Raw genomic sequence first — 12,416 nt, 5'->3', positions numbered from 1 at the left:
TGGTTTATTTTGACACTGTGATCCCCCCTAGAGACAACGATACCTTAAATGCAAAGGCAAGCAGCGCTATTTAACGAACAATGGAGAATTCAACGCAATCAAGTGGTAGGAATTTTTCTTTAGAACTAACTTACAATACCTAAATCAATTGCGCTTTTTCAGCAAAAAAGCGCAATTGATTTTAAAATTAAAGTAGCTGTAGAAGCAGGGCTTCCACTTCTTTGCCCATTATGATCTCAAAAGAGGTATAAATAGCAGTAAGACGCTCTTCGTTTCCACATATATCAATACGAGCAAAACCTATAGATGTAAGTCTCTCAATAGAAACCTCAAGCTCTTCGACACTACAATCCGTTATCTCTGCTAGCTTCCCTACACTATTTACTCTCTCACGAGAAATTATATACAAAAGCTTAATATTATCGCTAGTTAAAACCTGTGCCAGCTCCGTTAATGATGAAAACCAGAAATGAGGAAAATTTTCGATATGGTTTAATTTACCAGCTGAAACATCCAACATATACTTACGAACGAGTTCTTCATCGGCTATTCCAATTCGAGCTATCATAGTCAATCCATTCCTATACAATAATTCCCTCTAACTTAAAGAAAAAGTCGTGATGAGAAAGATAAATTACAGCAGGTTTATCAAACCTCAATATCAAATTTATTTAAACCAGGATCTCATAATTCGCTACTTTGATGACTAGCAATAAGCTTCAGGACATCAGAAGTAATATTAATTGCTTTAGTGCCAGATGGTATATCCATCTTATCTTGATATTGCACCCAAACCTCTCCGCCTTTAGATATGCGGATCATTGCGAATGTGTCGTTAAGAAAGGACTTATTAACGCCAAGTTTTTCATGAATATCATCCATCATAATCATCCTTATTATATGTTGACTAGCAGAGTATAAGATTGAATACTAATCCATGATTTTAAATAAAACAATACTATTCATCCACTAGATTACAAAATGTACACTTGTATATAATATGAAAAGCCAGATCTTTGATCTGGCAGATATCAATGAGGTTTACGACTAACTGGAACACAAAGACTCTAGTATCTTTCTTTCAGTGCTTAATTTTTTAACTCTGTTGCCAGTTTCAAAACTGTCTATTTTACTCATGTGTTTAACAAAACGATCAGCATTTGCTTTACTTGAAATTTTAAAGTTAGACAAATTATTGTAGTTTTTAATTTTATCAGTCAATTTTTTATCATAGAAAAGCATATTCTGAAAAAGAATATCAGGCATAACGTATGCGTCTAATACTTGTTTAATTCTGTACATTGACTGATACAGATCTTGTGCTTCCACGGCAGTCAAAAGACCATCTAAAGCAAGCTTTTCAACAATATCTGCAACGTCATGAATTGGCTTTGATATCTTTGCCGCCTCTTTCTTAATTCCAGCTCTGTCAATCTCGAAATAACCACGGCATTCATTCACTTTTGCTTTTTGATATATTCCGTAATAGTATTTATGCTTAGCTAAAAATTTCTCATATGCACCTCGAGTAATCTCGAACTCCCCCGACTTCACACATTCAGAAGCATTGTTATTTACAAATTCTTCAAATGTATACTTGGGGTACTCATCAATACGTTTTTGAGCAACATTAACCACCATTGTCATTGGAGATCTATGTCTAGAATCTTCATTATTTATCTTTATATTTAACCGAAGATAAAGAGTCATACCTTTTCTATGTCGGTACGGCGTATAATACATACCATCATTGTTTTTGTTATATCTTTCTTTATCTACTGCTACATTAATTGCATCTGCGTTATTGGCCATAATTAAAAACTTATCATTTGTTTTTATCTTTAATTATAAATTACCAGTTAATTAACAATAAGTAAACTAAATAATAATTAACGAAGAAATAATCATAAACAACTGAACGTTAAATACAATTAACTAGATTCAACAATAAAAACATTATTTCGGATGTGAAAATTTAAAAATAATTTTACAGATATTACTTACAAATAACCAATTTTCTTTTTAAAATTAATGACCAGGTCATTATCTATAGATACTAATACGTTTATATTTAATGATAACGATAATTAATATAAAACGAACATCTACTTATAAACACCCTCGAAAGTTAGATTTTCAATGACTAGCGTATCAAATAATTAATTGTAAATTTTTACTGAATCAGGTTCATCGCGTTATCTTTGTACTTAACTTTGTATTCAAACAATTCTTCAGTACTAAGTATTTCAGCATCTTTTTGTAACTCAAAATCTTTAAGTTCCTTTAAAGAGATCACTTTTACATTGAAATCGTTGATGAATGTTTGCATAGTTAACTTGTGTTGGATCTCGTTGTGGCTCTCTCTAATAGAAGAGAACAGCTCGATAAACAATTGTCGGAGAACATCAGCGAATGTGTCGCTAAGTTGTACTAAATTGATCTGTATAGCGATCGCACAAGACATTTTATTGCCACTTTGTATAAACCTTCTAGAGCGCAAGTGGAATCGATCGTTATGTAAAATCGCTTGCAGTTTATTAAAGTAAATTTTGTTAGCAGTAAACAGAACAAGTAGCCAACCATTATCGTCCGACTGACGTTTTACGTAACACGTATGGGCTTGTCGTTTCTGCGTTTGCGACAGCAAAGCTGACTTATTGATTTCTTCTTTAAAACGCTCAAAATTGAGCGAATCAGCAGATAGAATTTCATTTTGAATTAACTTTCCCAATGTAAACTTACGATTACTGCCAAGCTGAGATGCACTAAAACGATTGTCACTCAAAGTAAAGACGAGACCAGATACCAACCCGTCCTTTTCTCGTACTTCGACTGTGAGTTCTGGATGTTGTTTTTCTACGGCTGAGACAAATTGCGCTAACGTTGAGCGTTGGTTAAGACGGTTAATCGCTCTCGTGACTAATCTAGCAACTTGCGCCTTTTTAGTTTTAACTCTTGCATCATTGATGGTTGCACGATCGTCATAGCCTTTATCTTTACTCGAAACTAACTGCCGCAGGCCGAACTCGATTTCAAGTTCCCTCATTACTTCTTGTGCACGATAATAGCTATAGCTGTCAGAGACTTTTTTTCGATTGACCATATCTATAGTGCTGGTCACGATATGTACATGTTCTTCGTCAGTATCATTATGCTTGAAAGATATATAGCGACAATTGTCGTATCCGAGGTGCTCCATAAGCCTCTTGACAGTCTTTTGCCATTGAGGATTGCTTAAGTTCTCACCCGTGTCTAAAGAAACTATCATGTGCTTGAACTGTTGCTTTACTGCGGGATTTAGAGCAATTGATTGCTGCATTTCCGTGATGGCCATTGATAAGTCTAATAACTCCCCTGCCGCAGTTCTGGCTTCATGCGGAATGTGGATGATGTTGTTGGCGTATATGAACTCTGTTATTGCAGCACGCTCTTTGCTCGCATCTGCAGAATAGTTAATTAGGTTTTTAGCAACACGATCATCGTTACCTTTTATATAATCGACAAGTATATGTACAGTCTTCTTATTGTGTTTTTTTTGTTTTTGTCCAGGTTCTTCATATATCATAGTTTGCTCTCTTTTTTTCTTGTATCAGCTTTTCTAATTTCTCAATTGATATATGCTCCAGTGCTATTTCATATGCAGTATCTTCAGTAAAGCAATTTATTAACAAGAGCCTGGTTTCCTGAAATTCTTGTTTTAATACTTCAAATGCTTGGAAAACTAGTTCTACCTCTTGCCTATCAAGCTGATTTCCATTTTCTAGGTGTGAAGCAATAGAGCTAATATCTTTAAAAATACCCGATGTTTTATGGAAAAAGTTTTTTGAAGCTTCAAGTACAACTGGTTTAATCACCATCGTCCTATTTAATATAGATCTCATATAAGCAGATAAAGTGCTATACCCTGCTTTCTTCTTATTATCTATTTGTGTTTGATATTCCATTTCTGTAAAGTTTATTTTCACTGATTTAGACAACTTATCTTCATCAGATTTTCTTTGTTTAATTTTATCTTTCTTTGCAGACTGTAGTGCTTTCTCTATTTTCAAAAGTTCATTTTTATCTACAGAATGGAATATATCTATGTAATCACTCATGGCTTATGTTCCTTATTTTAATTATTGTATGTCAACTTTTTGAGCGAAGCGATTATGGTTTAATATATAGCGCTAACATCGAAGAGTGTTAGTGCAACCGAACGAATTGTGAGGGAATCGTCTGATGAGGATATTTGGGACAAATAGAACTCTCAGACATAGCTTGCTTCAAGTTGTATTTTTATCATATTAACAATATATTAAAAATATTCAATATAAATTTAAATCAAGCGTCTGTTTTTTAATTTTAATCATGAGTTTATATGTCTAATTTTAGAGTTAACCAAAAAATAACTTTACAATCATCGACTTAACAGTTATTTTATTAAAATTAATTACATAACTTCTTAACTATTAAGTGCCATGGCATGTGATAATACTTACCCTTTAAGTAAAAAGATAATATTAAATACTTATCGAATAATAATTTAAAACATCTTTCATTAAATAATAATTACAATAGTTACTCCTTTGAAATCATTCCATTTATTACAATTGAATTAGTCAATAATTAACATAGCCTGAGTCGTCATAAAAGAACGGAAAGAAACACTTTTACATTAAATATATATGCACGATTCCAGTTGTAACAATAAATTATTTCAGCTACCCAATCGGTTTCCATAGCTCTCATTGAATAGAACAGAATTAACTATTAATAAATCATGTTTTACCCAATGACCAATCATTTATTGTCCTGAGCAGAAATCTAAGAAAGAGGTTTAGCAAAGTTCCTACTCTATTACCCCGAGCTTCGTAAGAGGATATATCACGGCACTGAACAAGCTACGAAAACATACTGCTCAAAGGCAAAATTGCCTACTCAATGATCTCGGGTATATAATTGGTTTTTTCGCGTTTTTTCCAAACGAAACAAAAGCACCGCTTTGCGGTGCTCTGTTGGTGGAAGTTACTCAAATAACCTTGCGTCATCTGCGATTGCTTGCCATTTTTCGGGGTTTTGTAGTACAGCTTGTCTTACTGCAAAAAGATATTTTATCCTTTCTAGTGCGTCGCCCAAATCATCAGGTACGGGCACAGTATCAATAGCTGCTAGTTTACCTAAATTACCATGCACGCGTGACATGTTGATTAGTCGTATTGGGGCAGCTTCGTTTACATCTTTCTGCGCGGTAAAAATATCACTAATAGCTTTGTTATTTTTGTCGTCATTAAAGAATACTGGCACTTCACCCACAGCTTCACTTTTAAACACTATACGCAGTGGTTTACCAAGCTTTGAATCCGATGCTATCACATACTTGACGAATGAGCGCACAAAGCCGTTGTAGCGCTCTCTGTCCTCGTTTCGCTCTAATTGTAGCTGCTCAAGCGTGTTTACATCATAGTCGCTTGTTTGCGTTGATAGCTTTTCAAATCGTGCTTTTGCTTTATCTTGCTCTGTATAGATAGCTTTTAGCTTGTTTACATAAACGGATATAATACGAGGATCTGACTCTTCAAGCATTTGTGTCTTAATATCGTCAGCGCTTGCTTCTAGCTCTGCAACCTGCGCTTCTAGCGTGTTTAGCTCTTTCTGTAAGCTAGCAAAGCTATTGTTGTTAATCTTTGCGTAATCTAAACCAGCCAGCGCTTTAATTAATCGCGGCTCGATTTCTTCATAGTTAAGTGCGCGTTGGTCGCAGCCTTGCTTGTCAATCTGCTTGCGACATCTTACTTTGATGCGCCCGCGATTAGGCTTAAAGTAAGACATGCAAGAACCACAGGTTGGGCAATAAAGCATGCAGCTAAATAGATTTGAAAACGCGCCCGTTTGTCGCCCTCCAGATCTCTTAAAAGATGCTTTAAGCCTGATCCACTCTTCTTCTGTAATCAATGCTGGGTAATAGCCTTTTATTACATCTCCAACAGGTTCTTTGCGCACCCCCTTTTCGCCGTGCACATGCTCGACTGGTTGAAAGTCGCCGACAAGCTGTATCATCTTTAGATACTTCTCAACAATCTTTGTGTACCAAGTATTGCTGCGGTTCCAGCAAGGATATCCTTGCTCATTAAGATAAACTGTAATGCGATGAGCACCCCAGCCTTGCAGCTTTAAATCTACCATCTTGCGCACAATTCGCGCACGCTCAGGTATCAACACAAAGTGCGTTTTATCTTTGCTTAATTCAATCCAGCTAGGACTCATTGATGTGCGTCTCTCACCGCCCTCTTTTTCTAATAGTCGCTTGTGTGTGAATCTGGCACGTATGCGTTTTGATTTCTGTTCACTCTCTAAGTGCGCTAAATGTATTGCTGTAGTGATAAGCAGGTCTTGACCTAAGTCACTACTTTTGTCGTGATAAATGATCAGGTTGAAACGGCAAATGGCAACATCAATGCCGTACTTTTTGAAACGTGCAAACAGAGCGCGGGCATCATCAACGGGCAAGCGACTTATACGGTCAATTGCTTCTACAATTAGCAACGTACCTTTTTCTACCTGTCCGTTTTCCGCTGCTTTTAAGAATGCGCCAAGCCCCGCGTTTTCATCTGTATTTAATCCAAAGTACGCACTTAACCCCCTGTCGTAGATGGGGCTATCTGCAAGTGTATACACTGGTAAACCATCACGGCTGTTTGAAATGTTTACATCTTCAATAAACTTGCTAGCTATTTCGATTTGTCGCCGTAGGCCATCTCCTTTTACTTGTGTGCCCTTTGAAACTCTAGAATAAATATGTGCAATGCGTGGTTTTTCGTCCATTCCAATCAGCCTGTAATTCTATAACCTATAATTTTTTGTTAGGATTGATTATTGCACATTAATCAAATGGATCAACAAAAAGAGGGCTTTATACAGGAAAGAACATTAAGTTATTGAATTTATTAAATAAAAAAGCCACCATATTTGGTGGCTTGTTGTTTAAATTAACTGCTATACTATTGATTTAGAAGTTCAACGGATTGCGATGCTATCACCCACTCTTCATTGGTTGGAATAACCAATACTTTCGCATCCAGCAGTTCAGATTTACCAATTTCACCTGAATTACCGAATCGGGCATCTTCGTTGCCTTTCTCGTCTTCCACGAAACCAAGCAAGCTAAGGTTTTTCAGAACTTCACGACGAATATCCAGAGAGTTTTCGCCAATACCACCCGTAAAGATAACCGCATCTAGACGATCAAGAGGGATCAGGTAAGAACCGATGTATTTCGCAACACGGTAGGTAAACACTTCAAACGCTAATTTCGCACCTTCGTGACCTTCTTCCATCGCTTGCAGAATACCTCGTGCATCGGAAGTGACGCCAGACACTCCCAAGAAACCTGATTTCTTGTTTAGCGTTTCAAATACCTGTTCCTGAGTCCAACCTTTCTTTAATAGGAACTCAATAATGCCTGGGTCCAGGTCGCCAGAACGTGTACCCATCATCAAACCAGCTAGTGGAGTAAAGCCCATCGAAGTATCAACCGATTGGCCATCCTTAATCGCACATACTGACGCGCCGTTACCAAGGTGTACCGTAATGAAGCTCGATTGCTCCACAGGCTTGTTCAGCATTTTTGCAGCTTCACGACTTACAAAGTAATGGCTTGTACCGTGGAAGCCGTAGCGACGGATCCCATACTGCTCGTACAGCTCGTGGGAAATAGCGCCAGTAAACGCCTTTTGAGGCATCGTTTGGTGGAATGCCGTGTCGAATACAGCAAATTGAGGAAGAGTCGGAAATGCTTCAATCGCAGCACGAATGCCGATAGCACCTGCCGGGTTATGTAGTGGAGCGAGATCGGCAAGCTGTTCGATTTCTTGTGTCACTTCATCGGTAATACGAACCGTCGTTGTGAATTTTTCACCGCCATGAACGATACGGTGACCGACAGCCACGATGTCTTTAGCTAAACCCAATTCGTCGGTTAACCCTACTAGTTTTCCGATAGCGATTTTATGATGGCTATCGTCACCTTCGATAGAAACTTCCTTTTTTTCACCGTTGAATTTCCAGCTCATACGAGATTCTGGAAGACCAAAGCATTCGCCCAAACCACTCAGTACCGCGTCACCTGAATTTGAATCGATGACCGCGAACTTTAGTGATGAGCTTCCTGAGTTGATCACTAGTACAAACGAATTAGACATGAAATAGTTATCCTGTTGTGGAGCAGAGGTTGTCATTGCGCTTTCACGCAGCTTACGACTTATATGCTTTCTATTATTCAATAATTTTTTAATCTTTCAACTATCTTTTAAAATTAATAGTCTGATTGCACATTTTTTATTGATCTCGGACACTTTCTGATTTTATTCGATGCAAAAAAAATATCTTCTCATAAAAGAGAATTGTGATTCATCCGTCTTGTTTATTGACTAAATTATGAGCTAACTTATTTATTAGACGAATAAAAACAATAAACATAACAATACATCGGGGAATATCGTGCCGAAAATAACGCTTTTACTTGTCAGTTTAGGCTTAATGTTGCTCTGCTTCGGATGGCAAATGACAAAAAATATTCGCTCGAAAACGGATGTTTCTGGGTGGACCTGGCTTCTAGTGCTGATCAGCTATTTTATTATTGCGTATGCAACGTACTTGTACACCATTGCGCAAAACCCCTCAGGCTCACTTATCGAAACTGGCATATCTATACTTCTATTTGCTGGAAGCGTTTTTGTCGTCTTCGTCATCAAATTCAGTAATGATTCCATCGTCGAATTACATAGCCTTGCAAAGCGCGAAAAACAAAATGCGTTTCATGATGCGCTAACTGGTCTCCCAAATAGAAAATACTGTTTTGAGGTAATTGACGATCGTATTGAAACTGGCCTGCCTTTTTCAGTCATTCTCTTTGATGTTGTCAATTTCAAACAAGTCAACGATGCGATGGGGCACTTCTGTGGTGACCAATTACTGATTCAAATTGGTCAAAGGTTGCAAGATGCGCTTGAAGATAATGACAAAATATTTCGCGTCGGCGGTGATGAGTTTGTGATAATCACAGCATCTGCCACTGAGGAGGATGGCAAGAAACTTATCGTGAGGCTCAATAAAGCACTTTCCACTCGCTTTCACCTCGACGAATTCCAAGTATCTGCCGCTGTCGTGTTTGGCATAAGCACTTACCCTCAGGACGCAGAGTCCAATGAATTGCTGATAAAACATGCCGACGTTGCAATGTATCACGCGAAAAGTAACGGAAATCTTTTCGCATTTTATAACGACAATATGAATATTGGAGCTAAATATCAGCTGGAAATTTCATCACGTATTCAATTTGCGTTAGATCAGGATGAGTTTCGCCTGTATTACCAGCCATTAATTGATGCTCGTACTAGCGTCGTGGTGGGTTTTGAAGCAGTTATTCGTTGGCGAGACGGACAAGGTAATAACATTTCGCCAAACGATTTCATACCAATTGCCGAGCGAAGTAATCAGGTCAACAACATAACCATGTGGGTGCTGGGGCAAGTTGAAAAAGATCTGAAAACGTTTATCCGAAGAGGCATCAAGCTTCCAATTCATGTCAACTTATCAGCGAAAGACCTATCTTCAAACGTATTACTTACCCGCCTAAAAAAATTAATCGAACACTCTCCTGAATTTGCCCATCTCCTAAGTTTAGAAATAACAGAGACGATGGCGATTGACAAAGTGAAGGAACTTAACCCACTGATACACGAAATCAAAGGGCTTGGTATCAAGATCAGTCTCGATGATTTTGGTACTGGCTATTCTTCCCTCTCACTATTAAGAGATCTTCCGGTGGATCAGATTAAGATCGACCGATCATTCTTATCTACAGCGAACCGAACGGAAAGCACACGCTCCATTGTTGAAAATACAATCGCACTTGCCCACGGGCTTGGTTACTCGGTAGTTGCCGAAGGTGTACAAGATATGGATACCCTGCATTTTTTACGACATCGTGGCTGTGACATCATCCAAGGTTACTTATTCTGCCCTGCTCTCCCATTAGACGAAGTGATCAATTGGGTAACGGAGCACGACGAGAAACGCGACAGCTTCCTACCAGCATAAAAAAACCGAGCATGTTAACCATGCTCGGTTTTTGAAATCAGCTTTTTCTAACTCAGGTTATTTAATTAACCTGGCTCGATTATGCTTCCGGAGTGCGACGGCCACGGCCGTGACCACGTTCACCACGGTAGTTACCACGGTGATCACCACCACGGTTACGGTCGAAACGACGCTCAGCACCTTCGCGGTTACCATCACGGCTACCTTCGCGGTTGCCACGGAAACCACCTTCACGACGGCCACCTTCGCGACGAGCACCACCATCACGGTTACCACGGTAACCACCACCATCACGACGTCCACCGTCACGACGACCACCACGAGACTCGCGGAAATCATCGAAGTCACATACTACCGCACCAACATCTTGTTGACGGATACGTAGTTTGCTCAACTTGTTCGCGGCTTCAGAAGTCATTGCTTTTGGTAGCTGAACGAAAGTATGACCTTGTGCCAGCTTGATCGCACCGATAGAACCTTTACCTAGACCAAGTTCGTTTGCCAGAGCACCAACGATGTCTTTAACTTGAACACCTTGCTCACGGCCAACTTGTAGCTGGTAAGTATCCCAATCTTGGTTGTTGAAGCTGCGGCCACCTTCACGACCACCATCACGACCACCTTCACGACGCTCTTTACGACGCTGCTTATCACGCTCAATTGCTTCTACCATTGGGTCTTCACCGATGTAGAACAGTGGGCGTTTGCCTTGCTGACGCTTAAGAAGCATCGCAGCAAGCATTGCTGGGTCGATTTCTAGAGAAGTTTGTAGTTTCTCAACCAACTCAGCAAACTTATCTAGTGATTTGTGCTCTTTCTCAGCTTCTAGTTCTGCACCTAGCTGAGCTAGACGAGCTTCAGCAACTTGGTCACGTAGAGGAAGTTGGATTTCTTCCATTGATGACTTAGTTACACGCTCGATAGTACGAAGCATGCGGATTTGGTTAGTGCGAACAAGAAGGATCGCTTTACCTTTACGTCCAGCACGGCCTGTACGACCGATACGGTGAATGTATGACTCTACATCGAATGGGATGTCGTAGTTAAATACGTGAGTAATACGTGGAACGTCAAGACCACGTGCAACAACGTCAGTTGCTACAAGGATATCGATAACACCCTGTTTGATGTGATCAACAGTACGCTCACGTAGAGACTGAGGGATATCACCGTGTAGTGCTGCAGCTTTAAAGCCACGAGCTGAAAGCCAGTCAGCTAGACGCTCAGTATCTTGACGAGTACGTACGAATACGATTGACGCATCCGTTTCTTCAGTTTCAAGAAGACGAGACATCGCTTCATCTTTCTCTACACCCTTCACTACCCAGAACTGCTGTTGAACTTTGTCTACAGTGTGGTTCTTACCAGCAACGTCTACCATTACAGGGTCACGAAGGAAGCGCTCAACAATCTTTTTCAGCATTGGAGGCATAGTTGCAGAGAACAGAACGCGTTGCGCTGATTCAGGAGCGTGCTCCATGATTGCAGTTACGTCGTCCACGAAACCCATGTTTAGCATTTCGTCCGCTTCATCAAGTACGAAAGTATTAACCTCGTCTAGATATAGGCGTTCACGGTTGATAAGGTCTTGAACACGGCCAGGAGTACCAACAATAACATGCGCGCCATTCTTAAGTGCACGCATTTGATCAACGATAGAAGCACCACCGTAGATTTCTAGAACTTTCAAACCCTTGATGTTTTTACCAAGGTTTTTCATTTCCGCTGCAACCTGAATCGCTAGCTCACGAGTCGGAGCAAGTACGATTGCTTGTGGTTTACGTTGGTTTAAATCTAGTTTGTTGAGAAGAGGCAGTGAGAATGCTGCCGTTTTACCTGTACCCGTTTGTGCCTTGCCCAGCGCGTCAGCACCTTCCAACAGGTGTGGGATTGCCGCAGCCTGAATTGGAGTTGGTGACACGAAACCCATTCCGTCTAGAGCAGAAAGGATAGAATCATTCAGAGATAAATCACTGAATTGAATAACAGAATCTTGCATTGGGATCCTACTTAATTAAACAAAAAAACAGTCCCATATGCTCTTCCAATTCGATACTGAATTATCCAGATACTAAATCCATTCAGATAGGAATTAGCACAGTACACAACCGCGATAAGCCATTAGGGACGACTAAGGGAGGCGGATTATTCCTTAAATGCATAAAAAAAGCCAGAAAAAATTGAATTACATCACAATTTATTCTCAATAATGGCATTTTCCGCATAAAATACCACCAGCCCACCATTTCCCGCAAAAGCGCGCCATGAAAATTGATGAGTTCTTCACCAATCCCAAATCACTCTATCGCTGTTTATCAGCCCATATTTTACACAAA

At 39.5% G+C, this 12,416-nt stretch carries 9 protein-coding genes; 1 reads left to right on the top strand and 8 read right to left on the bottom strand.

The window, feature by feature from the left end:
• Window positions 1–187: 187 nt before the first annotated feature.
• The 7 genes from DBX26_RS24310 to DBX26_RS24280 form a co-directional block, all read right to left on the bottom strand.
• Window positions 188–568 (bottom strand): transcriptional regulator, encoded by a 381-nt coding sequence (locus tag DBX26_RS24310; RefSeq protein WP_118121162.1) that lies wholly within the window; start codon window positions 566–568, stop codon window positions 188–190.
• A 116-nt stretch (window positions 569–684) separates the two neighbouring features.
• A complete protein-coding gene (locus DBX26_RS24305; RefSeq protein ID WP_118121161.1) occupies window positions 685–885 on the bottom strand; it encodes a hypothetical protein in 201 nt (66 codons plus the stop codon).
• Window positions 886–1,047: 162 nt separating this feature from the next.
• Window positions 1,048–1,812: a hypothetical protein gene (locus DBX26_RS24300; protein WP_118121160.1), complete on the bottom strand. Its 765-nt coding sequence runs from the start codon at window positions 1,810–1,812 to the stop codon at window positions 1,048–1,050.
• A 361-nt stretch (window positions 1,813–2,173) separates the two neighbouring features.
• Window positions 2,174–3,565 carry a relaxase/mobilization nuclease domain-containing protein gene (locus DBX26_RS24295; protein WP_118121159.1) on the bottom strand — a complete coding sequence of 464 codons (1,392 nt, stop codon included), beginning with the start codon at window positions 3,563–3,565 and terminating at the stop codon, window positions 2,174–2,176.
• Window positions 3,555–4,097, bottom strand: a complete 543-nt coding sequence (locus tag DBX26_RS24290; protein WP_069535806.1) for a chromosome partitioning protein ParA — start codon at window positions 4,095–4,097, stop codon at window positions 3,555–3,557. The genes DBX26_RS24295 and DBX26_RS24290 overlap by 11 nt, the downstream gene beginning before the upstream one ends.
• 910 nt (window positions 4,098–5,007) lie before the next feature.
• Entirely contained in the window at window positions 5,008–6,804 is a 1,797-nt protein-coding gene (locus tag DBX26_RS24285; RefSeq protein WP_014234481.1) for a recombinase family protein, read from the bottom strand.
• Between the two features lie 176 nt (window positions 6,805–6,980).
• A complete protein-coding gene (locus DBX26_RS24280; protein ID WP_118121258.1) occupies window positions 6,981–8,180 on the bottom strand; it encodes an acetate/propionate family kinase in 1,200 nt (399 codons plus the stop codon).
• 361 nt (window positions 8,181–8,541) lie between these two features.
• Between DBX26_RS24280 and DBX26_RS24275 the strand changes: the two genes are divergently transcribed.
• Complete coding sequence (locus DBX26_RS24275; protein ID WP_162889767.1) at window positions 8,542–10,080, top strand: bifunctional diguanylate cyclase/phosphodiesterase; 1,539 nt, start codon at window positions 8,542–8,544, stop codon at window positions 10,078–10,080.
• Between the two features lie 79 nt (window positions 10,081–10,159).
• On the opposite strand, the gene DBX26_RS24270 is transcribed toward DBX26_RS24275, so the two are convergent.
• Complete coding sequence (locus tag DBX26_RS24270; RefSeq protein ID WP_118121157.1) at window positions 10,160–12,079, bottom strand: DEAD/DEAH box helicase; 1,920 nt, start codon at window positions 12,077–12,079, stop codon at window positions 10,160–10,162.
• Window positions 12,080–12,416: the final 337 nt, after the last annotated feature.

It is taken from the genome of Vibrio sp. dhg (assembly GCF_003443775.1).
Taxonomy (GTDB): domain Bacteria; phylum Pseudomonadota; class Gammaproteobacteria; order Enterobacterales; family Vibrionaceae; genus Vibrio; species Vibrio natriegens.
Note: the sequence above shows the minus strand (reverse complement) of the source record. Positions and strands in the feature narration are given on the sequence as shown.

Bases quoted from the DNA above. Each gene is read 5' to 3' on its own strand.
- DBX26_RS24310 (WP_118121162.1), bottom strand. From the start codon at position 568: ATGATAGCTCGAATTGGAATAGCCGATGAAGAACTCGTTCGTAAGTAT.
- DBX26_RS24305 (WP_118121161.1), bottom strand. From the start codon at position 885: ATGATGGATGATATTCATGAAAAACTTGGCGTTAATAAGTCCTTTCTT.
- DBX26_RS24300 (WP_118121160.1), bottom strand. From the start codon at position 1,812: ATGGCCAATAACGCAGATGCAATTAATGTAGCAGTAGATAAAGAAAGA.
- DBX26_RS24295 (WP_118121159.1), bottom strand. From the start codon at position 3,565: ATGATATATGAAGAACCTGGACAAAAACAAAAAAAACACAATAAGAAG.
- DBX26_RS24290 (WP_069535806.1), bottom strand. From the start codon at position 4,097: ATGAGTGATTACATAGATATATTCCATTCTGTAGATAAAAATGAACTT.
- DBX26_RS24285 (WP_014234481.1), bottom strand. From the start codon at position 6,804: ATGGACGAAAAACCACGCATTGCACATATTTATTCTAGAGTTTCAAAG.
- DBX26_RS24280 (WP_118121258.1), bottom strand. From the start codon at position 8,180: ATGTCTAATTCGTTTGTACTAGTGATCAACTCAGGAAGCTCATCACTA.
- DBX26_RS24275 (WP_162889767.1), top strand. From the start codon at position 8,542: ATGACAAAAAATATTCGCTCGAAAACGGATGTTTCTGGGTGGACCTGG.
- DBX26_RS24270 (WP_118121157.1), bottom strand. From the start codon at position 12,079: ATGCAAGATTCTGTTATTCAATTCAGTGATTTATCTCTGAATGATTCT.